This window comes from Thalassotalea marina, assembly GCF_014656435.1.
In the GTDB taxonomy this organism is placed as follows: Bacteria; Pseudomonadota; Gammaproteobacteria; order Enterobacterales; family Alteromonadaceae; genus Thalassotalea_C; species Thalassotalea_C marina.
In genome coordinates, this window is the sequence record NZ_BNCK01000009.1 from 80554 (window position 1) to 105831 (window position 25278).

Genomic DNA, 25278 nt, shown 5'->3' on the forward strand with positions numbered 1-25278 from the left:
AATGAATTCAAGTAAAAAATTGAGTTATCAAAGATAGTTTTTTCGACCGCTAAATGCGTGAGATAAAGTATTTCCGTCTACGTATTCAAGTTCACCACCAACCGGCACACCGTGTGCAATTCGTGAAATATTAATATTATGTTGTTTTGCTAACTCGGCAATATAGTGAGCAGTGGCCTCCCCTTCAACGGTTGGGTTAGTAGCCAAAATCAGCTCATTAAAGTGACCATTCGCCAAGCGATTGGCTAATACATCTAAATGCAATTCTTCAGGTCCGATACCATCAATAGGTGACAGATGACCCATTAGAATAAAATAAACACCGTTAAATTCGCCTGTCTGCTCAATGGCAATCACATCAGCAGGTGACTCGACAACACATAACTGGCCGTTTTCTTGTCGTTTGGGGCTAGCACAAATGTCGCAAATATCTTGTTCAGTAAAATTTCGACAAGAGTGACAATGATCAACTTGCTCCATCGCCAGCGCCAATGACTCTGCTAACTTTTTACCGCCAACACGATTTCGTTCTAACAGTTGAAACGCCATACGTTGTGCAGATTTTGCCCCAACGCCAGGTAGACATTTCAACGACTGAATTAATTCTTGAACTAAAGGACTAAACTTCATACGGTTACATCTTAACTTAATTGTTGGTTAGTCTACCTGAATAACTGGGCAAATTTAACCAAACTTTTTAGACTATCAAACTCTTTAAATAAATTAATCAGGACGCCGCTGACATGTTGTCAAATATTGCGCTCACTCTCATGTTACTGCTAGTAGCAACTTTTTGTGTGCGACGCTTCTCATCATTACCCAACAATGTACTTTTGTTATTTTTGTTGCAACCACTTGTGATGGCTGCATCGCCTGTCATTGTTTTCATCGGCGGTATTTTATCAACCCAATTAACACCTGATAACTCGCTAGCAACACTTCCGGTTACCATTATGATTTTAGGTGTTGCCAGTGCAGCTATTCCGGCAGCAATGTTGGCAAAAAAGCTCGGTCGAAAACAAGCAACATTTATCGGATTTTCTATTGGACTGGTTGGCAATGTTACGGCCATGTTGGCAACACAAATCGCAAGTTTTTCGCTTTTTTGTCTTGCCGCCTTTTTACTTGGCGCATGTACCGCATTTATTCAACAATTGAGATTTGCTGCGATAGAAAGTACTGAAAAAGAAAGCCAAATTCCAAATGTATTGTCCCTATTAATGTTAAGCGGTATTTTTTCTGCATTTTTAGGGCCTGAAATTGCCGTTGCAGCTAAAGACTGGATTGATTCGCCTTATGGATATACAGGCTCATTTACTTTAATTGCAGTGCTCAATGTGATTGCCATGATTATTTTATCTCGCTTTAAAAATCCAAACATAGCAAACGCAACACAAATGGAAGGTGGCCGTCCACTGCTCACTATCGTAAAACAACCCATTTTTATCATTGCATTGACCAGCGCCGCGATTGGTTTTGCCCTAATGAGCTATTTAATGACAGCAACACCACTGAGTATGCATCAGTTGCATGGTCACAGCCTTCACGATACTAAATGGGTGATTCAAACACATATTGCAGCTATGTTTTTACCTTCATTAATTACCGGCTGGTTAATCAATAAAATTGGTTTAAAACACATATTTTTTCTAGGGACCTTGTTATACGCAATTGTTGCTGTGGTTGCCTTTTCAGGTGAGCAAGTCATCCACTACTGGTGGGCGTTGTTATTGTTAGGCGTTGGCTGGAACTTTTTGTTTTTAACTGGAACAACCTTATTGCCTAAAAGCTACAGTGCAAATGAAAGGCACAAAGTTCAAGCGTTAAATGACTTTGTTATTTTCAGTTGCCAAGGCTTAGCGTCATTGATGGCAGGCTGGGTGCTTTTTCAAAGTAATTGGACTGGCGTGGTAAGTTCTAGCTTACCATTTATTGCGATTTTATTTATCACCAGCATATGGTTTTATCGACGCAAATAGTTTTGTGGCGATAAGTTTCCCCTACTGATTAGCAAAATAGTGGCAAAGCAGTTTATTGAGTTCACTTATTTCAATGGGCTTTGCCACACACTCGTTAAATCCCACTTCTTTGTATAAAAGAATGTCTTCTCGCATGACATTGGCTGTTAGTGCAATAATAGGAACAGATTTATCCGTCACACGAATATGTTTACATGCACTAACGCCGTCTAGTACGGGCATTTGAATGTCCATCAAGATTAAATCTGGCTGGCATTCATTATACATTTCAATTCCTTGCGCACCATTGTGTGCGACAAATAACTCACCGCCGGAATCTTTTAACATCTTTTGCACTATGGTTTGGTTTATGCGGTTATCTTCGACAATCAGAATTTTCTTATTCACTAAACTGGGTAAATCAACCACACTAATATTTTCTGGCAAGCTCTCTGTACTAGTTAGCGGTAAGGTGACTTTAAAGCGAGAGCCTTTTCCTTCTGAACTTTGTGCTTCAATTTGTCCATCCATCAGCGTAACTAGTGAATAAGTAATAGCCATACCTAACCCTGTGCCACCAAATTTTCGTGTAATGGAGCTATCAGCTTGTTCAAAGCGCTGATAAAGTTTTGCCAGCATTTCTGACGACATACCAATACCGCTGTCTTCGACGATAAATTCAATCGACGATTGCTCTGATGTTGTATTTGAATAGACGGCTAATTGAACAAAACCTGCTTCGGTAAATTTAATACCATTCGACAGTAGGTTTAACAACACTTGTTTAATTCTAGCCATATCGCCTATCCAATAGTCGTGCGTATGCTCTTTAAGTACTTCTATCGAAATCCCTTTTTTTTGAGCTTCAAACGCTACATCGGCAACAACATTGTCAATACACTGATTCAAACTAAAAGGCCGCTGTTCGATATGCAACTTACCGGCATCTATTTTTGAAAAATCTAATATGTCATTAATGACAGCCAGTAAACTTTTTCCTGAAGTAATGGCTTGATCGATGAGATCAATGCAATCTTCTGGCATATCTGCTTGTTTTATCAGCTGTAGTGAACCATAAATGCCATTGAGTGGCGTCCGTATTTCATGGCTCATGTTAGCTACAAACTCCCCTTTAGCTTTATTAGCAACCTCAGCTTTGATTTTCGCCTGAGTTAGCGCCTGGTTTTTTTCGGCAATTTGTTCAATTTTTTCAGCCAATGATGCATTTGAGGTTTGTAATGCCTGAGTTTTACTTTTTACTAAAGAGCTCAAACGTAAATTGAAAACATACAATATCAAAAGCGCCAGTAATAATACTGCGGATGCTACTAGCGATACGATAAAGTAACGATTTAACTGACTTTCTTCCAGCTGATTAATATCAAAAACCAAACCATCAATTTCGGCATTAGCAGGAGCCATATTAAGATCTTTATAAACTTTAGCTATTTGATTAAATCGTTCTTTATAAATAGTACCAATGGGCATAACGCGAGATTTAATCAAAGGCGCCGTATGTTTAGCTTCATATTCTAAGTGTTGTTTCGTATGACGCCCGGCATATTTGGTCAGGATAAGGTTAATTGTCGCTTCAGGATTTAATAAGGCATATCGCCAGCCTTTAATACTGGCTTCAACAAAGGCTTTTACGCGTTCAGGATGTTGTTCGACATAATCTTGTCGAGTGAATATAAGATCACCATAAAAATCAACACCATAATTTACAGGATCTATGATATTAATTTCTACACCTTGTGAACTAAACCAATAGGGTTGATTAGTTAAATAGACGCTTATGGCATCTGTTTTACCATCAAGTAAATCTTGATTATTAAAAGAGTGTTCAACCTGAGTAAAATCAGTTGGTGCAATGCCTTGCCTTTTAAACATTGCCGTTAATACAGCCCCGTCTACACCACGTTGATACATCACAGATTTACCAATTAAATCTTCAGGTCGTCGAATATTACTTGATGCAAGTGTGGCTAACACTAGTGGGCTATTTTGAAAAATAGCGGCCAGCGCTACCACCGGTTTACCTTTCAAGCGATTTAACACAATACTTGAATCTGAAATACCAAAAGTGGCGTCACCAGCTAATACTTGGTCTACCGGGCTTTGATTGATATCACGCTCTCGAATTTCAACGTTAAAACCCGCCTCATCATAAAAGCCCTTTTCCTGTGCCATGTAGAAGCCTGCAAATTGAAATTGATGTAGCCATTTTAATTGCAGTACCACTTCTTCTTTGGCATGTGCAGTAATAGACAAGCAGCACAGACAAAAAATTAACAAGTATTTCATTCAATTAACCGTTTTAAAGAGTTACTTAAATAATAGAACAACTTGAATGAATTTCTCACTTTAGGGCAAAATCAAGAAAATATTTTTATCAGACCAATAATATGACGTCTAAAATCGCGCAATTAGGGCACCCAATACTCAAGACCAAGGCAAAGTCTGTAAGCTTTCCTTTAACCAAAGAAGATAAAAATGATATTGCACATTTGTTAACTCAAGTAGCACAATCAAAGGGCGTTGGCATTGCTGCAACACAGCTTTATATCAACAAACGCATCTTTATCATGTGCTCTAAGCCTAACGAACGATATCCTGATGCACCAGATATGGAGCCGTTGGTTTTAATTAACCCTGAAATAGTGGCAATGAGAGGAGAGCCCATTAAAGGCTGGGAAGGATGTTTGAGCGTGCCAGCTATTCGTGGTTTAGTGCCAAGATCCCCAACTATTGACGTGCAGTTTTTTGACATCGCAGGTGAATGTCACCACATTACCTATTACGGCTTTTTAGCAAGAATATTTCAGCATGAATTAGATCATTTAGAAGGTAAAACCTTTGTTGATCGAGTAGAAAGCACCGCTGATTTAATGAGTGAAACCGAGTGGTATCGTCAGCACGTAAATTAAGAAAACTTCTCCAGATAAGGGCATCTACAGTACTGCCCTTCAAATGTATCTAAATTTCACTATTAGCGTTCAATTCCTTCAACGCGTCTAAAAAATTTTATCCTTTTTTAATATCACTAAACTGACTTACATCAACTAGACTTTGAGTCAAACTGTTTTAACGATACAACCACAAAAATGCAAAGTAATTAATGTATCGTCTTAAAAGATGTGAGCGATTCAATAAATCAATCTGCAAACCTTTAGCGAAAGTCATTAAAATTGAAGGATCAAAAGTATGCTTTCACAAGCTGTCGTACAAAATTACACTGTTTCGCCCGGACGCCCTTATCCTTTGGGAGCAACATTTAACGGCAAAGGCACTAACTTTGCTGTTTTTTCAGCTAACGCAGAAAAAATCGAGCTTTGCTTATTTGACGCTAAAGGCGAATTAGAAGTTGCTCGCATTAGCTTGCCCGAATTTACTGACGATATTTGGCACGGTTATATTGAAGGTTTACAGCCTGGTGCTCTATACGGCTATCGTGCCCATGGACCATTTGAGCCACATAATGGCCACCGTTTCAATCCATTTAAATTATTGTTAGATCCTTATGCAAAAAAGCTTAAAGGTAGCTTTATTACCAGCGACACACACCTTAGTTATGACACTAGCAGCCAACAACAAGACCTAACATTAGATTACCGTGATAATGCACAATACTTACCCAAATGCGTGGTCATAAATCAACAAACTATTTGTAATTCGTATCCAAAAGTTAGACGGCGAGACACCATCATTTATGAGCTACATGTACGTGGTTTTAGTAAAGCTCAAGAAAATATTGAACCTTCAATGAGAGGAACTTTTCAAGCCCTTGCCTGCGACAATAATATTGATTACCTCAAAACTCTTGGTGTCACTACGATTGAATTAATGCCCGTTCAGCAATTTGTCAGCGAAGACTTTGTCTTAAACAAAGGACTCAGTAATTATTGGGGTTACAACTCAATCGCATTTTTTGTACCTCATCAAGCCTACCAATTTTCATCTGAGCTAGATGAATTTAGGCAAATGGTTGAACGATTTCACCAAGCTGGCATTGAAGTGCTGTTAGACGTGGTATTTAATCATACTGCTGAAGGTGGTCATTTAGGACCAACATACAGTTTTAAAGGCCTAGATAATGCAAGTTATTATCGGTTAGATAACAATGACAAGCGGTATTACCTTAATTATTCAGGCTGTGGCAACACCATCAATATAGAACATCCAAGGGTTTTACAGTTAATCATGGATGCATTACGGTATTGGGTTTTGCACATGGGAGTTGATGGATTCAGGTTTGACTTAGCGCCTATTTTAGGCAGACAAGTGACTCATTTTTCACAAAACAGCGCATTTTTCACCGCCGTAAAGCAAGATCCAGTACTAAACCAAATTAAATTGATTGCAGAGCCTTGGGATATTGGCGAGCAAGGTTATCAGCTAGGACGTTTTCCCAAACATTGGATGGAGTGGAACGATAGATTCAGAGATACCTGTCGCCGCTTCTGGCGGGGTGATGACGGTATAGCACCAGAGTTTGCCCGTCGTTTGCACGGCTCTGCTGACTTATTCGAACAACGTGGGCGACGCCCAAGTGCGAGTATTAACTTTATCACCTCTCATGACGGTTTCACCTTACACGACCTTGTTAGTTTTGAGCAAAAACACAACTTGGCTAATGGTGAACAAAATCATGATGGTCATAACGGCAATTATTCAGCAAATTTTGGCGCAGAGGGTGAAACTGACGACATCAACATTCTAGAGCTGCGCAGCAGACAAAAACGTAATTTATTAACGACATTAATGATTGCCCAAGGTACACCTATGCTGTTGTCAGGCGATGAAATGGGTAATAGTCAACAAGGTAATAACAACGCTTATTGTCAGGACAATAACATTTCATGGCTTGAATGGTCTAATGCAGATCAACATCAAATTAGTTTTGTGCAACGCCTTATTGCGCTTCGAAAAGCACATCCTTTGCTCAACCGAACTCATTATCAACATGGCTTTAAAGTATCGCCTACCACTGGGCTACCAGACATTAGCTGGTACAACTGTCACGGCGGCTTAATGGTAGAACACGACTGGCATAACAGTGCAATAAAATGCTTTGCCATGTTACTTGCACAAACCGAGCCGTCAGATGTTCAAAAAACTAGCCAGCACGATGATGCCTTGCTGATTATCTTTAATGCCCATAACAAACACATAGAGTTTCAGTTACCTTCACTAACAGGCAGATGGCATGTATTAATTGATACCGTGCAAAATACCCTTGAAGATACATCAGACGATGCAACCTTTACCAGCTCTCACTATGCAGTGTCACCACATAGCTGTGTTGTTTTGAGTTACTCTCATCAACCATCGCTTGGTGATATTTTTTCATCACAACAAGCAACACTTGCTGTTAAGAGAAACACACCATGAGTTTAATAGAAAAACTCGCTGATCTTGTTGGCTTTCACCGCAGTTATACAGATAGTTTTGGTACACTAGTCAAAGCGAATGAACAAGCAAGACATAATTTGCTACAAGCCATGGGGTATGACTTATCGTCTGATGAAACCATTCAAGCGGCTATTATAGAATTAGAACAACAAGCTTGGTGTAAATTATTGCCTAGTTGTGTCATAGCAAAAGCAGAAGAAAGTAATCATCCAGTAGCGCTAAATCTCCCTAGTTCAACCTATGTTTTTAAGTGGCAAGTTATTACGGAAGATGGCCAAGTATTGAATAAAGTCATCGAGTTATCGCATCTAAAACAACAAGCTTCAAAAACTATCCATGGTGTGAGTTATCAACGATTTGTTGTTGAACTGCCAAAGTTACCCCTTGGTTATCATCAACTTACGGTGTATGCAGATGATAAAAGTGATAGTTGCACCCTCATTTGTGCACCTAAAACCTGTTATTTACCCCAAGAGGCAAGTGCAAAAAAAATGTGGGGGTACGCAGCGCAGTTATATTCATTAAAAAGTGAAACTAATTGGGGTATGGGCGATTTTGGCGATTTGCTCACCTTAATTGAACAATCTGCTCAACAACACGCTTCAATCATAGGTTTAAACCCATTGCACCCGTTGTTTTACAGTAATCCCGCTCATCGTAGCCCGTATTCACCAACTAGTCGCTGTTTTTTAAATACCCTGTATATAAATATTGAGCAAATTCCTAATTACCGCAGCTGTGACGAGGCGCAAAAACGAATAAACGCTGCTGACTTTAAAACTAGAATAGAGCAAGCCAAACACGCAGAGTTAATTGACTACCCTCTCGTTGCTCAACTTAAATTTGAAATCATTGAGCTCTTGTATCAAGACTTTATCAATTATCACACTTCAGGTGAGCTAGCTAATGAGTTTAACCAGTTTAAGGTGGCTGGTGGTGAAGATTTACTAAAGCTCGCTACTTATGAAACCCTTTATGAGCATTTTAGAAAAAAAGATTTTCACGCCTATGGTTGGACTGCTTGGCCAACAAACTATCAAGATCCTACTTCAACTGAAGTAGAAGAGTTTCAGCAACAACACACTAATCGCATTGATTATTTTTGCTTTATTCAGTGGCTGGCACATCGTCAGTTGAGTCATGCAGCGTCGCTAACAAAAGCTCTTGAAATGCCTGTCGGTTTATATTTAGATTTAGCCGTTGGATGTGATGGCTCAGGTGTAGACGTTTGGTCTGATAGAGAAGTATTTGTCGCCGGGGCTTCTGTTGGCGCCCCTCCCGATGCCATGAATGTAATGGGACAAGATTGGGGGCTTACTCCGATCAATCCTGTCGCATTGCAGCAACAAGGATATATGCCGTTAGCCAAAGCATTACGTAGCAATATGCAATATGCCGGAGCTCTGCGTATTGATCACATATTGGGGTTAATGCGCCAATATTGGGTGGCGCCCGGTATGCCCGCTGATCAAGGGGTATATATTAGTTTTCCTTTTGACGATATTTTACGAGTGATCGCACTGGAATCACGCCGTAATAACTGTGTTGTTATTGGTGAAGATTTGGGCACAGTACCAGATGGGTTTGGTGAAATCATGGCCGCAGCAGGTTTACTATCGTACAAAGTGATGTATTTTGAAAAATGGGATTCAGGTTTTTTTAAGCGCCCTGAGCTCTACCCTGCACAATCGATGGTGACTGTTTCGACTCATGACTTACCCACATTAACAAGTTGGTGGACAGGCAGGGATCTTAATTGGCGTCGTACACTCAATTTATATCCAACTGATGAAATGGCACAAGCGGAACAAAATGCACGTATAAAAGAACGCGAGCTTTTAGTTGCCGCTTTGCAAGATATGCAAGTACTAACATCGCAAGATGATCTTTTACAAGAACCACCACATATGAGCCGAGCTTTGACAATAGCAACGCAAAAGTTTTTAGCGCAAGCCAATAGTCATATTTTACTCATTCCCTTAGAAGATGCACTTGAAGTTGCCGAACAAGTAAATATTCCAGGTACCGTTGATGAACATCCAAACTGGCAGCAAAAATTACCCGTTAATATTGAGTTGTTCAACAAGATAGATTCGGTTAAAGAATTAGTCACCGCTATGCAACAAATGCGTCCGAGAAATGATTAGGCATGACGTTTATTGCTGTTATCAACGTTTAAATTTTTGCGTATGTAGGTATTAAAGTGTAGCTATGTCTTGTCCCCTGAAAAACAACGCGATACTTTCAGCCGGCTTGCTCTGAACATGACCAAACCATCAAACAATGGCTGCCTAATTCATATCAGGCAGCTTAAATTTTTTGAAATATTTAACCTCAGGTTTGTATAAGAAATAGTGCTAAATCAAAGAAAACAATAAGTTAGCAGTCTCTTATTTTTCTAGGTCGATATTTTTGTCTGAATTCAAGGCATTTTGAAGCAGGAATAGCTAGCTATTTCGCTTCAAAATAACGAAGGAGTCAGTAAAAGTAGCGCCTAGAAATGCATTGCTTATGCGAAGCTGAGGTTATTTATTATTGATAGTCAGCCAATGACAGCCCTTCTTTGTCACAAACACTGACTACTGCGTGGTCTTTAGCCATGTGCTTTAAATATCGTCCCAAGTGTTCAAATGCTAAAGGTGGTTTGGCAAATTCATCTGACCACACTGCCAACATAAATAAGTAGTAGTCACAAACACTTATTTGCTCCCCTAACAAATAGGTTTTATTTGCTAATTCAGCATCCAGAGTTGACAGCATATTGGTAATTCGTTGCTCTTGTTTTTTTGCTATAGCTTGAGCTTGTCGCTCATTATCACAGTGTTTTTCTGGATAAAAATACAACATTAACTCTGCTTGCAATGTATTAGATAAATATAAAATCCATTGAAAAAACTTCGCTCTTTCACTTGAGTGTATCACGGGAATAAGTTGGCTATCAGCATTGTTTTCAGCAAGATATATGCAAATAGCTGCGCTTTCAGATAACACAAGGTCGCCATCAACTAAGGTAGGAATTTTTCCTTGAGGATTTAGCGCCAAATAAGCGTCTGATTTTTGCTCGTCAGCTTTTCTGTCAATCAATAGTAATTCATATTCAATTTGCAAAGCATCTAAAACAAAGTGAGGCGCCATACTGGCGTTAAGTGGGTAGTAATATAGCTGGTACAACGTTATCCCCTATACTTTTAACTTGAAATTGTATGTTGATTAGTTTTTTATAATTAATGCGAAGGTAAATTTGCAATTACCATATACAAATCTGGCGCTAGTAAAGCGCCAGAATAATTGCAGGAACAACGGTAATAATTGAAGCAATACTCACCCAAGATGACTGCCAATCAGCTTGTTCTTGTGCAGATAAATTACCCCACCAGTTTAAAATATATTGTTTCACTAGTTACTCCTTTTGGCTAAATTCTAACGTTCAGTCTCGAGCCTAACTACTTTATTACATTTAATTTATTTTATTTTTTCTATAGGCTTAACACACATAAAGTATGCCCATGAAATTAAAACAATTTGTAGTGGTAATCTAATTAATAAATAAACTGGTCCCCATTGATGGCCTCCTAGCCCAATACTATTAAATGCGGCATAGATATTGGCGGGAAAAAAAACAACAAACACTACTATGGCCATTTTCGCGGCCAAAATACGGTATTGTGGCAGAAATAATCCAATGGCTATGACTAACTCTATTACACCTGTTACATAAACTAATGCCAACCTAAATGGCACCCAAGCAGGCAGCATATCAATCATTCCTTGGGTTTTGACAAAATGCCCCATTGCAAAAAATAAAAATGCCAAACCCAATCCCCATGCGGCAAATTTTTGGCGACTAAAGTCTTCATTTTTATGCTTCCCTACAATAAACGCTATTACTAATGGCGAACTAAGAAGAAACAATATAATCAGTGGCGTAATCATGTTGAACTACCTTATTTAGTTAAATTTATCACAATTTTTTAGACATTCTTCGATGAGGTTCAATTTGGTGTAAATAGCGAGTAAATGTATCTTTAGGTCGTTCTAAATCATTTGACGCTAATACTCTTGAAGCCATTCCACGATGGTTGCTGCCATGCATCAGTAAGTGCAACAGCACTTCTGGAACTGACATGCTACCGTTGTCACCATCAACAAATTGAAACGATACCCTTTGATGCTGTATTTCTGGTGTTAAATGTTTAGCAAATTCTATTAACCAATCATCACACTCCAGCATAAAGGCTCTAAGTTCATCTATGGTAGGGGTATTTAAGGTATTATCAGCTTGATAAAGTTCAGGCGTATCTGAAAGTCGACTGATAAAAAGACTATCAACGACAGACGTATGGTTTAATATTCGCAGGAAAAAGGTTTTGTCTTTTTCATTAAGTAAATCAAGTTGTGGCCCCTCAATATCTAATAGCGCTTTGTTTGCTGCCTTTTTATATTTAAATGCACTTACAAACATCAAATACTCCTATTACACAAAACAGGAGTATAATGTTTGGGACATAACATTTATATGAACAAAGTGTAACAATATTATTTAGTTAACACTCATTTAGAAACACAAAATCCGTTCCGTGTTTCTAAAAAATAAGACTATTATGCGCCTTGCGGAATGGCATGGCTTGCACCTTCTTGCTCAAATGCTTCAACAAATACGTCGTGTTTACTGACTTCATTTACTAAGCGTTTAACATTGTCCCCTAGTTTGATTGGGTAATCAGGGAAAAAATTGCCCCAGTTAACATAGATAGCCAGCAAATAGTCAATCACTGATACTTTATATCCCAAGATATAAGGACGCTGTTCTAGTCGTTGTTCAACAATTTGCCAAGTTGATGAGATTTGATTGGCTAACGTTGCCATATATTCGGCCTTTGCTTCACCCTCTGCCATCAAACGATTGGCTGTAAATAATTGGCTATAAGCTGGATGTAACGTTGCATAGTTAAACATTAACCACTGCTTAAATTCTGCAGGGTCACCAAACTCGCTATGAGCGACATTAGCCTGTTCTAACAGATGTAATACAATGGCCGCACCTTCATAAATAACTTTTTCTCCATTGATCAGTGCAGGAACATTATTAGTTGGCACTAATGTTTTGTAATTTGGTAATTCATCTCTATGAACAACTTCAGCAGGAATATTTAAGGTTTTCATCAAAATATTGATACCGGTTGAACAGGTGCCTGGTAACGAAACTAAGGTATACATATTATTCTCCTAACGATGATTGATTGTGTTGTTGTCGGTATTGCGTTACCGGAAGCCCAGCAACGCCCCAGTTGTCCATGAAAACTTCTTCTATTACTACAAATGTTGTTGCTGGGTCTTTATCAAGTACTCGCGACAACATGTCGGTGGTTTCATGAATTAACATAGCTTTTTGTTCTGCGCTGACGCCTTCGTCAGTCACTTGAATTTTTACGTAGGGCATAATGCTTCCTTATGTGTTGATTTCGGTGTAGTGAAAAACTTTGCTAATGATCTGCCAGCGACCATCAATTTTTAACAAACTTAAAAAATCGGTAAATGAGCGCGGTAAAATTTGGCATTGCACCTTGGCTAAAGCCGTTGATTCTCCAACAAGGTCAATGACAATAATTTTATCTTTACGCTCTTGGCCTAAGCTGGCGGGAGAAGTTCGCTGGCGAACATTGTTAAAATATTGCTGCATCGACAAATGCAATAACTCTCCACCTGTCGTGCACGAATAATAGGCATTTGGGTGAAACACCTTGGCAAGTTTTGCAGCGTCTGCTTGATACAGCCCATCAAAATACTCAGCTAACAATGCCTCTATTTGTTGGTTGTCAGTCATCATCATTCCTTGTTTAAATCTAATTGTCCCTAGTTTACTTAACGGCTAGTTGTTGATAAATTCGCAAAAAACACACAATGAATCTGCAAAAATGCACAGCTGGGACGATTTTAGATATTTTGCGGCAGTTGCCGATACTGGTAGCTTTTCAAAGGCCGCCAATTTGTTAGGGGTAAACCACTCGACCGTTTCAAGGCGGATTCAAGCATTAGAAGCTTCACATGGAGTTAGACTGTTCGAGCGAACAAACGCAGGTTATCGTTTAACGGAAGCTGGCGTCTCAATTTATGACATAACACAAAAGCTTGCAGAAGAAGCAAACAAGGCATCACGTATTTTACAAGGGCAAGATGCAAGGCTTGAAGGTACGATCAATTTAACTATGCCTAATGACATTTTTATGTTTTTAATGGCTAATCCATTGGCAAAGTTTTCACAGCTTCACCCTAATATCTCCTTTAACTTATTGTTAAGTAAAGGTTTGAGAAATATGGCTAACCGTGAAGCCGATCTAGCAATTAGAGTAACGGCAACGCCACCAGATTATCTTATCGGAACTAAAATCGTTCATTTACAACACGGCCTATATGCCAACAAAGATCTTGTCATAAAAGAGATAACACCAATTATCACTTGGGGTAGTGAACAAGGTGTGCCAATCTGGGCTTTGCAACACTGTAAAAATCCACGTGTAGTAATGAAAGTAGACGATCTATTTGGCATGCATCAAGCCGTAAAAGCGGGGTTGGGTATTGCTCGAATTCCTTGTTTTATCGCCGACATAGTGAAGGATGCCGACGTGATAAGAATGCCTGTGCGTATGCCACCGTCCGATTTTGCAGTATGGGTGCTACACCATCAAGATTTAAGGCGTTCAGCAAAAGTAAACCAGTGTAGAAGTTACATTAAAGAGGTGCTATTGCAGCACAAGGCTTATTTTTTAGGTGAGATGTCAGAAAACGTCTTTAGCCCTTAAGCTATCATCAACAATAGCCATGTTGCTAGGTGTAAACATTTGTAACTTTCAATGCCAAGCGGGCATCATGTAATAAAACTGTAATATTAGTATTTTAGTATCACCACTCCCCACCATCATTGATAAATGCTCTTTAAATTCAACGTACTAATTATAAAAGCAAAAGGTTTAAGACGTGCCTACACTGCGCTATAAAATAAAAGCTTCATTGGTTGCCACACTGGGAACACTCATTACTATTGCCCTTATTTACCCCGAAGAAATTGCCACTAAAAAAAGCATCGCACGATCGCAAATACAAACAGAATTTAATTGGTTAAAAAGAGACTTTAACCAACAACTTAAGCAACTATCAGAATTTTTCGATCAACATCAAACATTAGAGGCTGGCTGCACTGAAAGTACGTTACTGGCACTACGAAAAGGCCACTTTCAAATTCCTAATGTGGCAGAGTTTGGCATAGTTAATCCCGATGGTGATTTAGTTTGTACCAGTTGGGGTGAAGTAGATAACAATAAGGATATTAGTGGTCCTAAACCAATTAACCCCGGAAAACTACGATTTTTTGGCCCAGCACATACCAGTTTAATTGGTGAAGCCGCCCTAGTGATCGCCAAAACAAGAGCGGATTTTTATGAAATTAACGCACTCATGCCGCAATCAATTTTAAACGGCCATTTAAAGGAATTAGATAGCCGGTACACTTTTGCCGCCATTGTGCATACCAATACAGGTGTTCCTCTTTCGATAGTTGGTAAATATTCTTTGCCAGTAAATCAGCAGCTATTCCCGCTAAAAACCTTTATCGCTCAAGATGGCAGTACTTTTGATGATTTAAGTAAACAGTTTCTAATTGCAGAGCCTTTGAGTAATTTACCCAGTTTGTCGATGATGATCGCCATTAAACATGACGAACTTTATAAAGACAGCTATTCACCTTCTGCCATCAACATCTTGTTGTTTGCCGCGTGTTTTGCCGGTTTATTTTTTCTGACTAAAAGTTATCAAGAATTGTATCGCAGTCGAAAAAGTAAATTACTTCATGCCATGCAAACCGGACAGTTTATCAATCACTATCAACTAATTTGGGATAGCAACCAGCAGAAATATGTCGGTATGGAAACGTTAGCCAGACAAGTCCACCCAGTTGAAGGCTTGTTGTCACCAGATAGATTCCTGCCAGAAATAGAACAAAACAACTTAAACATACCACTAACTTGCGCTGTTTTAGACAATCTATATGCCGATTTTAGTCACTCGCCATTAAAGCTAAATGAGATAAAAATAAACATCAATATTACGGGTGAACATTTAAAAGATACCGAATTTCATGACAAAGTGATTCAGTTAAAATCACTCATTCCCAATTTAGTATTAGAGTTGACAGAAACTGAATTAGTGGAATTAGATGATAGCACTGTGATAAACGCAATCGACAAATTTAAGGCACATAAGATTTTATTGGCCATTGATGATTTTGGTACAGGTTACGCAGGACTGCAGTATTTACGCCAACTGCCATTTGATATTTTAAAAATAGACCGCAGCTTTATATCGGCCATAGGTACAGAATCGCATTTGAGCAAAATGCTTGATGCGTTAATCGATTTAGCAAAAAAACTTAATTTAGATATTGTCGCAGAAGGTGTGGAAACAAAAATTCAGGCTCAGTATTTAGAAAGTAAAGGCGTGCATTTGCATCAGGGCTGGCTTTATCATAAAGCCAGTCCTATCAACCAGTTGCCCCCACTTAGGGCAAACTAACTCTTACTCTTTTTATGCCAGCGGATTAATTCTTTTTGATCGGCTGGCGCTTCATTACCCGCTGCGATTAACTCAACAGCTTGCTCTGCCAGTAACTGCTCAGCCTTATTTTCGATGCGTTCTAACATGTCATAAAAAGCGTAAATTTCATCTTGTGATAGCACACTTTCCAATTGTTCACTGCGCTGATTTAGCGCCTGAGTAACCCCTTTATAAAGTGCTAAACCTTGTTCATTTAATACCAGATTTTTAACATTTTTCTTAAATGCGTCAGGTTGTGATTCAATCAATCCAAGCGTCTTTAACTTTTTAACGGCTCTACTGACGGTATAAGAATCAAGCCTTGACTGATAGGCAATATCAGCTGACTTAATTGGCATATAAGAGCCAATATTTAAGAGAACACGTAGCTCTCTTGGCTCTAGGTCAGATAAATTTCTGATTTTCCAATCTCGATTCAACGCCAGTAAGTTACTGACGACAGCAACACGAAATGGTAAATGGCCACTGAGATCTAAAGGTTCTTTATGTTCAGTAGTTAACTGAAAAGCAAGGCGACGTGCTGAGTTTTTAATAAGTCATATCCTATCAACAACTAATGGCAAAACTTTACCACTTCCGGTCGAAAAATTCATAACAAAAATTAATTTATGTTGCATATGCAATATAATACATATATGTTAATGGGTAATATTTCACCAAACAAAAGGGAACCTGTTATGCCTTTAGTTAATCCACTGGCTACCGATACCAATGAAGAAGTTGCAGAATTAGCAAAGTTTTTTAACGAAACGTTAGGTTTTTGCCCCAATAGCGTTTTAACCATGCAACGACGCCCTGCTATTGCCACAGCGTTTATTAATTTAAATAAAGCAGTCATGGCAAACGAAGGCCGTGTCACGTCAGAACAAAAACGGTTAATTGGTTATCTAACCAGCGCTAATACCGGCTGTCGTTATTGCGAAGCTCACACTATTTTGGCGGCAGAACGTTATGGTGGAACAGCTGAACGTTTAGACAATATTTGGTCTTTTAGAGAAAGCGACTTATATACCAACGCAGAAAAAGCGGCTTTTGAATTTGCTTTAGCGGCCTCAAGTGTTCCTAATGCCGTTGATGAGCCTATTGCGCAAGCACTCCATGAATACTGGGATGAAGGTGAAATTGTCGAAATCTTAGGTGTAATTGCCTTATTTGGTTATTTAAATCGCTGGAACGACTCAATGGGCACAACAATGGAAGATGGCGCAGTTGATGCAGGTCAACGGCTTTTAAATAATACTAGTTGGCAACGCGGTAAACATATTTAACTTGCCACCACGAACTTCAATTAAAGCTGTGTTTTAATCTTTGCACAGCTTTAATCTTCTATGTTCACAGACCCCGTAACTACCGTTAGCTCACTGCCAAGAGTTAAAGTGTAAATCAATTGCTACATATTAAATGCCTACTGATTAAAAATTGATTTCCTTTTTCTCCCATTACCCGATATGTTATCCAGCTCACTGCTCACCATAACGATTTAACTACATAGAGCAGGTTTTCAACTAGAGCTAAGAAACATGTTAAAAAACAAAACCATTGGCAGCACCCTGATTATTGCCGGTACAACTATCGGTGCGGGAATGCTTGCTTTGCCTATAGCCTCTGCGGGATTAGGGTTTACTACTGCAATCATTGTACTACTGCTCGCGTGGTGTTTGATGACCTACACAGCACTATTAATGCTGGAAGTTCACCAACACGCAGACACCTCTGCAACACTCAATACACTGGCTAAATCACTGCTAGGGAAAAAAGGGCAAGTTGTCGCTAATTTCTCCATGATATTTTTGTTTTACGCCTTATGTGCTGCATATATTGCTGGTGGCGGATCGCAACTTCAGATAAAACTTTCACAGTGGTTTTCTGCTGATATTCCACCGCAATTAGGTGCAATTGCTTTTGCAATTGTATTTGGCTCAATCATTACCTTAGGTACCAGCACGGTTGATAAGGTCAACAGGATATTATTCACGGTTAAAATTTTAGTTTTGTTAACCATGTTTTTTATGTTAACGCCATTTGTTCGCGGTCAACACTTGTTAGAAATGCCACTCGAACAAGGCTTTATACTCTCGGCATTACCGGTAATATTTACTTCGTTTGGTTTTCATGGCTCAATTCCTTCCATTGTAAAATATGTAGGTATTGATATTAAATCATTGCGCCGAGTGATGATTATCGGCGCCTCTTTACCATTGGTTATTTATTTATTTTGGCAATTGCTTAGTCAAGGTATCATGGCCCAAGACCAACTTATGGCTAGTGGTGGCTTAGGTGGTTTTATCAGCTCAGTGTCAGAGAAACTGAACCAACCCAATATTAGCCAAGCCGTTGCTATTTTTGCCGACCTTGCTTTAGCCACTTCATTTTTAGGCGTTAGTTTAGGTTTATTTGACTTTTTCAGTGACGCATTAAAAAAAGGCGACGGAAAAAGTGATCGCGTTAAAACCGCAACAATTACCTTTCTACCGCCATTATGTTTTGCCTTATTCTACCCACAGGGTTTTATTACCGCGTTGGGCTATGCTGCTATTGCCTTAGTGATACTTGCCGTATTTTTACCTGTCGCTATGGTATGGAAACAGAGAAAACACCGTCAATACACCCAAGATTGCTACCAGGTAAAAGGTGGTAATCTGGGTTTAATGTCAGCAACCTGTGCGGGTGTTGCCATTATTACAGCCCAGTGTTTACAAATGTTTGGGGTTATTCCTGCCGTAGGTTAATCTTGCATGTGAAAGAAGCGAGCACCAATCAATGCTTGCTTCTATGTGCAAATCGAAGGCTATACGATCGAATAGCCCAACAAAAAATAAATTAAGTATACTTTGTGAACAAACTAACGTATCATGCTTGGGCTTTAGAAATTTAAAGCTTTATCTATTATCGCACTTTGCGTTTCTTTTTCTTCTTTTATTAATCCTTAAGTTGAACTTGTTTAAACATTTGCTTTATTGGTTAATGTTTTACATGTTTTGTCTAATGCACTTTTGGTGTTTTTCCACCGTTTTTTAATTAATAAAAGGTTTTACATATGTCTGATCCAGTAAATGGTATCGTAAAGTGGTTCAATGAAGATAAAGGTTTTGGTTTTTTAACACCAAGCAATGGTGGAAAGGACGTTTTTGTTCACTTCCGTTCAATTGTTTCTGGTGGTTACAAATCACTATCTGAAGGTCAAGAAGTTCAATTCACTATTGAGCAGGGTCCAAAAGGACCACAAGCTGCAAGCGTAATAGCCATCTAACTTCTTCTAAATCCTAAGGCTAGTGCCAACTAGCCTTTTTATACCGTAATACTCCCCTCTGAATTAACCCTCAGCAGTAGTTTTACTGTTTTCCCCTAATACATTTAAAAGTTCAAACAAAATGACTCAACTATTTAATGGCATAAGCGTTGATATTCGCCCGCCGATTTCTTCAATATCAGTAAACAAACTCCGTCTTGTTCTTAAAGACAGCGAAAAATTAACAAGTTTTAATTTTGAAAGTACAACAGAACTAAAAAGCTTCATAAGGTGGTTAGTCGTTATTTAACACGGACATCAAATAAAACTAACGTCATTTAAAGCTATGTCACCAGATGTTAACATTCTTACATATCGGCGGTGTGGTTCAGCTGTGCCAAATAGCAATAAAAATATTTCAGTAATGCCTTTACCTTCGCAAGTGGATATTTTCGCCCCGAATACAAAGCGTGTAACACTAAATCCTCAGGTTGTTCAGGCAGTTTAACTTGTACTAAAGCGCCGTCGTTAATTTCTGCCTGACATGCGTGCAAAGGCAAGATAGCAAAGCCTAGCCCCTTTAAGGCAGCTGCTTTAGCTACATGTCCACTATTAACGCGATAATTAGCATGTACCTGCAAGGTTTGACCGTGTTTAAATCGCCAAGGCATACCTTGTAATACAGATAAACTCGTAATACACGGCGATTTGCTCAATTCTTCCAATGTTGATGGCATAGCGTGTCTGTCTAAACATTTAGGAGACACCACGATACAACTTGGCCAACGCATAATTTCTTTTGCTACCCAACCTGAATCTTCAAGTGGGCCACGACTAAATCGTAGCACCAAATCAAAACCTTCTAACATGCCTTGAGTGGGATTTAGCTGAGTATCACAGCTAAGCCTAATTTTTGGATGTGCAAGACAAAAATCTGCAATTATTTCAGCAAAAATAGGTATATCTGGCATGATGACTTTTAAATGCCCGTCTAATGAACCCCCTTGAACAGATATTTCTTCCACTACATCATTCATCGCAACGGTTAGAGGTGTTATGCGTTCATAGAGTTGCTTGCCAGCAACCGTAGGAGTCATTTTTCGGGTTGTCCGTTCCAACAAACGCAAGTTCATTTGCTGCTCTAACAGGGCAACATGCCGACTGACATTAGAACTAGGCAGCTGCAACTTTTCAGCGGCTTTTTTAAAACTTAGCTGCTCATAAACATGCTGAAAGCTAATTAACCACTGAAACTCAATATTTTCCACCATGATTATCTCAATATTTGGGATTAACAAAGCCAAAATAGCATATTTATCTCATAAATTGACCCTGTAAAAATAGCTGTAATATTTATATATCAGGAAAAAAAAACATGAGTCAGTTAAAAGATATTGCCATCATTGGCGCAGGTGTTGCTGGGCTTGCACTAGCAATTTTTGCTAGAAAACAAGGAATAACAGTCACTATTTATGAACGTAATCAAGAGATATCAACTATCGGCGCGGGCATTACACTATGGCCTAATGCCATATTTGTGATAAAGCAATTAGGTGTATTAGCGACCATTGAAGAGCTGTCAGGTAAACCTGAATTTATACGTCAGTTTGATCAATTTTTTACCATGCAGGGCGAATTAGATATCAAAGAAATCAATGAACATTGCCAATTACCAAGTTTAACTATATTGCGCCGCGACTTAATGAAAGTTTTGGCTGAGCGAGCTAATGCATTAGGGGCAGAATTTAAATTTGATCATCAGATTGAGCAGCATGATATTGATGGTTTGATGCAAACACATGATTTAGTTATTGGTTGTGACGGACGAATGAAATCAGCTTCACGAGACAAATTATTTGAAAATAAACCTCTCCCTGTTTATCAAGGGTTTATTAATATTATTGGTATAAGTCAGTTGGCAAACGAACAACTCGACCACGCCATTGAAGATTACCGCGGCCAACAACAAAGGTTTGGTATAGTGCCAATAAAGTCAGGTTTGTGTTATTGGGCCGCCGCTTGGCCAGCAAGTTTAGATAAAAAGCGCCCAGTAGATGATTGGTACCACGAAATGCACCAGCGTTTTCAACATTGGCCAAATCAAGTCAAACAGGTGTTATCTAGTTATAACATTAACTCTCTCAACCGAATATTTGTTCACGATATTGATCCTTTGCCCTATTGGCATAAAAGTAACTTGATCGTTATTGGTGATGCCGCACATGCCCCTTTACCAACTTCTGGACAAGGGGCGTGCCAAGCGCTTGAAGATGCATGGCACCTCATGCAAACCCTAACAACAGACGCGTTATTAGATGATCAGCTGACAAGTTTTTACCAGCAACGCATAGCTAAGGTAACTGCTGCGCAAATGGCAGGGAGAAGTGTCGCTAAACACATATTTTCAACAACCGAGCAACCGTCGGTCAGTTTTTCTAATATCTCGGCCGAGCAATTAAGTTCGTTATGGATGCAAGGTTTAGTATCCAAGCCAGAAGTTAATAGGTAGTTAAGTTCAACTGTTTTAACTCATACCAGCAAGCGCTCTCGGCATCAATTGCTGGTAAAAATGCAATATTCCTTAATTGATTTTACTGTTCAAACAAAAGGTAGATTTAGGCACGATACCTAATTTACCTTCTGTACATAGTAATCAGCGAGGGATATAGACGAGTGACGTGTTTCAGCTGTTGTACCTAAGTTTACGCCAGTAGGTTTGCCAAAATAAAGTTTCTCGGTGGCCAAGTAAACTAGCGTGTAAGTCACCTCAGGCATAGTATCTTCAGAACTAAAAATATAAGTCTCATTTAGCTTGTAAGCGTCAATGCTTTCATCAGTTGTCACTTTGCCTTTTACTTCCAAATTGATGATATTGAGTGTATCAAACAGCATGGTTTTGCAAATGGTGTCTTCTGGATGAAAAAACTCAGTTTTAAAGGTAGCTTGTAAAGAGGAGTCAATACGAACACTCGATCTAACGTTCCAAATGGAATCATCATCGATAGCTGCAAATTTATTATATTTAGAGCACTCTGTTTGCCATGATGAGCCTGATAAACTGGTAACGATTCCTTGGCCTGATTTTCCTCCACCGTCAGCTGAAGAACCGCTTGAACTACCAGAGCCACCACAAGATATAAGCAACATAAGTGCAAACAAGAAAGTTACCGATTTATACATCATAATTGCTCCATGTATTAGCGAAAAAATAGTCCATTTATAGACGATAGTGTGTTTAAAAATATATAGATACACATTAAACAGTTAACTCAATGGTATCTTTGACTTAGTTATCTTTCAATCGTTAACATTGTCAGAATGATGGCGCATTCAAACCTACTTATTCTTCTGATCACGATACCTGATAAGCTCTTTTAATAACCAGTCTTTACTCTTAGTAACGGGCTGCCCCGAACAGTGCACTAAATAGTATCGACCTGATATTTTACTTTTGGTCGCCGCATATTTAATAAAATCTTCTGCAGTATTAATGTCGTCTAAAAAGTATTGATACTTTTTATTAATATGCTCAACAGCTTGTGCACCACTATAAACTTGACCATTGCGCTCGTATTGGCAGTTGGTACTTTTAACATAAACAAGCAAATGATTAATTTCGCTTTGATTATCTGCATAACATGATAGAGATAAAGTCAGCAGCATGGCATATACGACATTATTTAAATTCAATCTAATCCCTCTAATAAAGAATAACTTAGCAGCGGTTGTTGTATATGCCAGATTTAACTTAACTTAAGTAATACAACATTTGATTCCTGACAAAGTAGCTAACCTCAAGTTTGTTTAAGAAATAGTGCTAAATCAAAGAAAACAATAAGTTAGCAGTTCCTTATATTTCTAGGTCGATATTTTTGTCTGAATTCAAGGCATTTTGCAGCAGGAATAGCTAGCTATTTCGCTTCAAAATAACGCAGAATTCAGTAAAAATAGCACCTAGAAACGCATTGCTTATGCGAAGCTGAGGTTAAGACAGCGCAGATAAACTAAGGTACTGACTCACCGTTGCGTGCTTCAAATAAGCGATACCAATCTTCCCGACTGTATTCTAGTGACAATGCCGTTTTAGCAGCTTCAATACGCGCTGGTGTTGTTGAGCCAATAATAGGAAAAATGTTAGCTGGATGTTTTAACAACCAAGCTAGGATCACTTGCCATGGTTCACATTGATAACGCTGACTTTGCTGACTCAGTTCATCTGCGATTCGATGCTCATCATCTGTAGAAAATGTATTTCCCCAAGCCGGATAGGCAACACCACCTAATGGGCACCAAGCAATGGGTGAAATATTATGTTGCTGGCATTGATCTAGCGTGCCATCTAATAAAGTTGAAACATTATGTATGTTAATTTCCACTTGGTTAGCGATTATCGCTTGTGAAGACACAGCTCGAAGCGCTTCAACTTGTGACGGTAAGAAGTTACTGACACCAAAATGTTCTACTTTGCCTGCCGCTTTTAACAGAGCAAATGTTTCAGCAACTTCATGAATGTTCATCAAAAAATCAGGTCGATGTAGCATGAACATATCTAGTTTTTCAATGCCTAAACGTTTAAGAGAACCATCCACTGAATCGAGTATATATTGTTTACTAAAGTCATACCGTGTTGGCGCGTATTCGTCACCTTTTCTAGGTCTGATCCCACCTTTAGACGTGATGATCAGTTTATCTCGTAAATGAGGCGACTCTTTTAACACTTCCCCAAATAAACGTTCACTCTCACCACCGCCATAAATATCAGCGTGATCGAAGTGGTTGTAACCTGCGTCTACGGCTGACAATATCGCCTTTTTGCCTTTGGCTCGGTCTAATTCACTATTATCGCCTGCAATACGCATGCAACCGTAAATAAGCTTTGAAGAATATAATGCGGTATCAGAGATATTGTCGAATTTCATACGAGTGTTAATCCTAATTTTTTTAAAAAATGACGCTATTTAAAAGAGCTAACTATGCAGCTATTTAAGCAAAACCCAATTAAAAACACTTTCGGCATTAAACCATACAAACCTTAAATACACCTAAGTATTGGCAGAAAAAATTGTTTTTAATCAAGGCTAAAATTTAATGATTGTATTACTCTTGACCAATAACCATACAACATTAAAAAACAGCAATGGACCTGATCAAAGCACTACCATCTGCGAGACCACCATTTTTATTATTATCACCACTTTGTGTCGCTTTAGGTTTAGCACTTAGCTACCAAACCAGCGGTGCTATTAATATGTGGCTAGCATTTTTAACACTACTTGGTGCAATAACGGCTGCAGTAGCAGTCAATACTATTAACGAATATCAAGACTTTACCAGTGGTTTAGATTTAACTACAGATAAAACACCATTTAGTGGCGGCAGTGGCCTATTGGTTGAACAACCCGATCTAAAACATAGCGTTAAACTGTTAGCAATCGCTTCTACCGCTATCACTATCGTTATTGGTTGTTTCCTTTTATGGTTTAGTAGCTGGTTGTTGTTTCCTGTTGGCTTAGTGGGGATGATTATCATCATGACTTACACCCGCTGGTTAAATAAAGCGCCAATTTTATGTTACTTAGCACCTGGTGTTGGCTTTGCCATACTGATGGTAATGGGCACCGTTTTAGTTCAAAACCAAGCAATTGTATTGACACAAATGCTTATTGCTAGCATCCCTGCGATCGCTATCAGTAATTTGCTCTTGGTTAATCAATTCCCAGACAAAGAAGCCGATGCCGCCATCGGGCGTAATCATGTGCTAATTTTTTATGGTTATGAAAAAGCGTCTTTACTCTATTTGTTTACTTCCCTGTTTAACTGCCTGTTATTGGCATGGTTAATCTACAGTGAGGTATTAAGCTACTGGTCACTGTTAGTATTTATTCCGTTGTTGCTGCCATTTATCGTTTTTCGTGGCTTAGCGTTATATGCAAAGCAACTGGCAAAATATCCCCAATATATGGCACTCAACGTCATTGCTACTTTGGTTAGCACTTTGTTACTTACTTTGTCCTTAATCGCATCTTAGGCCATTAACCCAGCATTAATCATGCGTTGTTTGGCCAAGGCAAT

At 38.9% G+C, this 25278-nt stretch carries 25 protein-coding genes; 11 read left to right on the forward strand and 14 right to left on the reverse strand.

Translation table 11 applies throughout. From position 1 onward, the window contains the following. Positions 1 to 27: 27 nt before the first annotated feature. Positions 28 to 630 carry a recombination mediator RecR gene (gene recR, locus IE199_RS17695; protein WP_189773310.1) on the reverse strand — a complete coding sequence of 201 codons (603 nt, stop codon included), beginning with the start codon at positions 628 to 630 and terminating at the stop codon, positions 28 to 30. Between the two features lie 113 nt (positions 631 to 743). On the opposite strand from recR, the gene IE199_RS17700 reads away from it, so the two are divergent. Next, positions 744 to 1979 (forward strand): MFS transporter, encoded by a 1236-nt coding sequence (locus IE199_RS17700; protein ID WP_189773312.1) that lies wholly within the window; start codon positions 744 to 746, stop codon positions 1977 to 1979. A gap of 21 nt (positions 1980 to 2000) precedes the next feature. On the opposite strand, the gene IE199_RS17705 is transcribed toward IE199_RS17700, so the two are convergent. Next, positions 2001 to 4262 (reverse strand): ABC transporter substrate-binding protein, encoded by a 2262-nt coding sequence (locus tag IE199_RS17705; RefSeq protein ID WP_189773314.1) that lies wholly within the window; start codon positions 4260 to 4262, stop codon positions 2001 to 2003. Positions 4263 to 4363: 101 nt separating this feature from the next. On the opposite strand from IE199_RS17705, the gene def reads away from it, so the two are divergent. From def to malQ, 3 genes are all read left to right on the forward strand, one after another. After that, the gene (def, locus tag IE199_RS17710; protein WP_189773316.1) at positions 4364 to 4885 is read left to right on the forward strand and encodes a peptide deformylase; all 522 of its coding nucleotides are present in this window, start codon (positions 4364 to 4366) and stop codon (positions 4883 to 4885) included. 277 nt (positions 4886 to 5162) lie between these two features. After that, positions 5163 to 7349: a glycogen debranching protein GlgX gene (gene glgX, locus IE199_RS17715; RefSeq protein ID WP_189773318.1), complete on the forward strand. Its 2187-nt coding sequence runs from the start codon at positions 5163 to 5165 to the stop codon at positions 7347 to 7349. Further along, on the forward strand, positions 7346 to 9517 hold the full coding sequence (malQ, locus tag IE199_RS17720; protein WP_189773319.1) for a 4-alpha-glucanotransferase: 2172 nt from the start codon (positions 7346 to 7348) through the stop codon (positions 9515 to 9517). Before glgX ends, malQ begins: the two co-directional genes overlap by 4 nt. Before the next feature lie 385 nt (positions 9518 to 9902). On the opposite strand, the gene IE199_RS17725 is transcribed toward malQ, so the two are convergent. The 7 genes from IE199_RS17725 to IE199_RS17750 all read right to left on the reverse strand — a co-directional run bounded on the left by IE199_RS17725 (position 9903) and on the right by IE199_RS17750 (position 13194). After that, complete coding sequence (locus IE199_RS17725; RefSeq protein ID WP_189773321.1) at positions 9903 to 10541, reverse strand: glutathione S-transferase family protein; 639 nt, start codon at positions 10539 to 10541, stop codon at positions 9903 to 9905. A 97-nt stretch (positions 10542 to 10638) separates the two neighbouring features. Then, complete coding sequence (locus IE199_RS22105) at positions 10639 to 10767, reverse strand: hypothetical protein (protein ID WP_268245332.1); 129 nt, start codon at positions 10765 to 10767, stop codon at positions 10639 to 10641. A 65-nt stretch (positions 10768 to 10832) separates the two neighbouring features. Next, the gene (locus IE199_RS17730; protein WP_189773323.1) at positions 10833 to 11303 is read right to left on the reverse strand and encodes a DoxX family protein; all 471 of its coding nucleotides are present in this window, start codon (positions 11301 to 11303) and stop codon (positions 10833 to 10835) included. 28 nt (positions 11304 to 11331) lie between these two features. Then, complete coding sequence (locus tag IE199_RS17735) at positions 11332 to 11832, reverse strand: DinB family protein (RefSeq protein ID WP_229854809.1); 501 nt, start codon at positions 11830 to 11832, stop codon at positions 11332 to 11334. Between the two features lie 137 nt (positions 11833 to 11969). Beyond that, positions 11970 to 12587 (reverse strand): glutathione S-transferase family protein, encoded by a 618-nt coding sequence (locus IE199_RS17740; protein WP_189773327.1) that lies wholly within the window; start codon positions 12585 to 12587, stop codon positions 11970 to 11972. A gap of 1 nt (position 12588) precedes the next feature. After that, entirely contained in the window at positions 12589 to 12810 is a 222-nt protein-coding gene (locus tag IE199_RS17745; RefSeq protein WP_189773329.1) for a tautomerase family protein, read from the reverse strand. A 9-nt stretch (positions 12811 to 12819) separates the two neighbouring features. After that, the gene (locus tag IE199_RS17750) at positions 12820 to 13194 is read right to left on the reverse strand and encodes a nuclear transport factor 2 family protein (RefSeq protein ID WP_189773331.1); all 375 of its coding nucleotides are present in this window, start codon (positions 13192 to 13194) and stop codon (positions 12820 to 12822) included. 52 nt (positions 13195 to 13246) lie between these two features. Between IE199_RS17750 and IE199_RS17755 the strand changes: the two genes are divergently transcribed. Both IE199_RS17755 and IE199_RS17760 read left to right on the forward strand, forming a co-directional pair. Continuing rightward, the gene (locus IE199_RS17755; RefSeq protein WP_229854810.1) at positions 13247 to 14170 is read left to right on the forward strand and encodes a LysR family transcriptional regulator; all 924 of its coding nucleotides are present in this window, start codon (positions 13247 to 13249) and stop codon (positions 14168 to 14170) included. Positions 14171 to 14345: 175 nt separating this feature from the next. Then, positions 14346 to 15935, forward strand: coding sequence for an EAL domain-containing protein (locus tag IE199_RS17760; protein ID WP_189773333.1), 1590 nt, complete (start codon positions 14346 to 14348; stop codon positions 15933 to 15935). Here IE199_RS17760 and IE199_RS17765 read toward each other — a convergent pair. Continuing rightward, the gene (locus tag IE199_RS17765) at positions 15932 to 16396 is read right to left on the reverse strand and encodes a MarR family winged helix-turn-helix transcriptional regulator (RefSeq protein WP_229854813.1); all 465 of its coding nucleotides are present in this window, start codon (positions 16394 to 16396) and stop codon (positions 15932 to 15934) included. The genes IE199_RS17760 and IE199_RS17765 overlap by 4 nt on opposite strands. 258 nt (positions 16397 to 16654) lie before the next feature. Between IE199_RS17765 and IE199_RS17770 the strand changes: the two genes are divergently transcribed. The 3 genes from IE199_RS17770 (at position 16655) to cspE (ending at position 19227) form a co-directional block, all read left to right on the forward strand. Further along, complete coding sequence (locus IE199_RS17770) at positions 16655 to 17245, forward strand: carboxymuconolactone decarboxylase family protein (RefSeq protein ID WP_189773335.1); 591 nt, start codon at positions 16655 to 16657, stop codon at positions 17243 to 17245. A 252-nt stretch (positions 17246 to 17497) separates the two neighbouring features. Beyond that, entirely contained in the window at positions 17498 to 18706 is a 1209-nt protein-coding gene (locus IE199_RS17775; protein ID WP_189773337.1) for an aromatic amino acid transport family protein, read from the forward strand. Between the two features lie 308 nt (positions 18707 to 19014). After that, the gene (cspE, locus tag IE199_RS17780) at positions 19015 to 19227 is read left to right on the forward strand and encodes a transcription antiterminator/RNA stability regulator CspE (protein WP_189773339.1); all 213 of its coding nucleotides are present in this window, start codon (positions 19015 to 19017) and stop codon (positions 19225 to 19227) included. A 347-nt stretch (positions 19228 to 19574) separates the two neighbouring features. Here the strand turns inward: cspE and IE199_RS17785 are convergent, their stop codons facing one another. Continuing rightward, positions 19575 to 20477 (reverse strand): LysR family transcriptional regulator, encoded by a 903-nt coding sequence (locus IE199_RS17785; RefSeq protein ID WP_189773341.1) that lies wholly within the window; start codon positions 20475 to 20477, stop codon positions 19575 to 19577. A gap of 104 nt (positions 20478 to 20581) precedes the next feature. Between IE199_RS17785 and IE199_RS17790 the strand changes: the two genes are divergently transcribed. Continuing rightward, positions 20582 to 21715 (forward strand): FAD-dependent oxidoreductase, encoded by a 1134-nt coding sequence (locus IE199_RS17790; RefSeq protein ID WP_189773343.1) that lies wholly within the window; start codon positions 20582 to 20584, stop codon positions 21713 to 21715. Positions 21716 to 21834: 119 nt separating this feature from the next. Here the strand turns inward: IE199_RS17790 and IE199_RS17795 are convergent, their stop codons facing one another. The 3 genes from IE199_RS17795 to IE199_RS17805 form a co-directional block, all read right to left on the reverse strand. Beyond that, positions 21835 to 22389, reverse strand: coding sequence for a hypothetical protein (locus IE199_RS17795; RefSeq protein WP_189773345.1), 555 nt, complete (start codon positions 22387 to 22389; stop codon positions 21835 to 21837). 153 nt (positions 22390 to 22542) lie between these two features. Next, complete coding sequence (locus tag IE199_RS17800) at positions 22543 to 22896, reverse strand: DUF5329 family protein (RefSeq protein WP_229854815.1); 354 nt, start codon at positions 22894 to 22896, stop codon at positions 22543 to 22545. Positions 22897 to 23210: 314 nt separating this feature from the next. Beyond that, on the reverse strand, positions 23211 to 24125 hold the full coding sequence (locus IE199_RS17805) for an aldo/keto reductase (RefSeq protein WP_189773348.1): 915 nt from the start codon (positions 24123 to 24125) through the stop codon (positions 23211 to 23213). Positions 24126 to 24343: 218 nt separating this feature from the next. On the opposite strand from IE199_RS17805, the gene IE199_RS17810 reads away from it, so the two are divergent. Further along, positions 24344 to 25234, forward strand: coding sequence for a prenyltransferase (locus tag IE199_RS17810; RefSeq protein ID WP_189773350.1), 891 nt, complete (start codon positions 24344 to 24346; stop codon positions 25232 to 25234). The last annotated feature ends 44 nt before the right edge of the window (positions 25235 to 25278 follow it).

What these genes read in the sequence shown, in the direction of transcription:
- recR (WP_189773310.1), bottom strand. Translation starts at nt 630, where the DNA reads ATGAAGTTTAGTCCTTTAGTTCAAGAATTAATTCAGTCGTTGAAATGT.
- IE199_RS17700 (WP_189773312.1), top strand. Translation starts at nt 744, where the DNA reads ATGTTGTCAAATATTGCGCTCACTCTCATGTTACTGCTAGTAGCAACT.
- IE199_RS17705 (WP_189773314.1), bottom strand. Translation starts at nt 4,262, where the DNA reads ATGAAATACTTGTTAATTTTTTGTCTGTGCTGCTTGTCTATTACTGCA.
- def (WP_189773316.1), top strand. Translation starts at nt 4,364, where the DNA reads ATGACGTCTAAAATCGCGCAATTAGGGCACCCAATACTCAAGACCAAG.
- glgX (WP_189773318.1), top strand. Translation starts at nt 5,163, where the DNA reads ATGCTTTCACAAGCTGTCGTACAAAATTACACTGTTTCGCCCGGACGC.
- malQ (WP_189773319.1), top strand. Translation starts at nt 7,346, where the DNA reads ATGAGTTTAATAGAAAAACTCGCTGATCTTGTTGGCTTTCACCGCAGT.
- IE199_RS17730 (WP_189773323.1), bottom strand. Translation starts at nt 11,303, where the DNA reads ATGATTACGCCACTGATTATATTGTTTCTTCTTAGTTCGCCATTAGTA.
- IE199_RS17735 (WP_229854809.1), bottom strand. Translation starts at nt 11,832, where the DNA reads ATGTTTGTAAGTGCATTTAAATATAAAAAGGCAGCAAACAAAGCGCTA.
- IE199_RS17740 (WP_189773327.1), bottom strand. Translation starts at nt 12,587, where the DNA reads ATGTATACCTTAGTTTCGTTACCAGGCACCTGTTCAACCGGTATCAAT.
- IE199_RS17745 (WP_189773329.1), bottom strand. Translation starts at nt 12,810, where the DNA reads ATGCCCTACGTAAAAATTCAAGTGACTGACGAAGGCGTCAGCGCAGAA.
- IE199_RS17750 (WP_189773331.1), bottom strand. Translation starts at nt 13,194, where the DNA reads ATGACTGACAACCAACAAATAGAGGCATTGTTAGCTGAGTATTTTGAT.
- IE199_RS17770 (WP_189773335.1), top strand. Translation starts at nt 16,655, where the DNA reads ATGCCTTTAGTTAATCCACTGGCTACCGATACCAATGAAGAAGTTGCA.
- IE199_RS17775 (WP_189773337.1), top strand. Translation starts at nt 17,498, where the DNA reads ATGTTAAAAAACAAAACCATTGGCAGCACCCTGATTATTGCCGGTACA.
- cspE (WP_189773339.1), top strand. Translation starts at nt 19,015, where the DNA reads ATGTCTGATCCAGTAAATGGTATCGTAAAGTGGTTCAATGAAGATAAA.
- IE199_RS17785 (WP_189773341.1), bottom strand. Translation starts at nt 20,477, where the DNA reads ATGGTGGAAAATATTGAGTTTCAGTGGTTAATTAGCTTTCAGCATGTT.
- IE199_RS17790 (WP_189773343.1), top strand. Translation starts at nt 20,582, where the DNA reads ATGAGTCAGTTAAAAGATATTGCCATCATTGGCGCAGGTGTTGCTGGG.
- IE199_RS17795 (WP_189773345.1), bottom strand. Translation starts at nt 22,389, where the DNA reads ATGATGTATAAATCGGTAACTTTCTTGTTTGCACTTATGTTGCTTATA.
- IE199_RS17805 (WP_189773348.1), bottom strand. Translation starts at nt 24,125, where the DNA reads ATGAAATTCGACAATATCTCTGATACCGCATTATATTCTTCAAAGCTT.
- IE199_RS17810 (WP_189773350.1), top strand. Translation starts at nt 24,344, where the DNA reads ATGGACCTGATCAAAGCACTACCATCTGCGAGACCACCATTTTTATTA.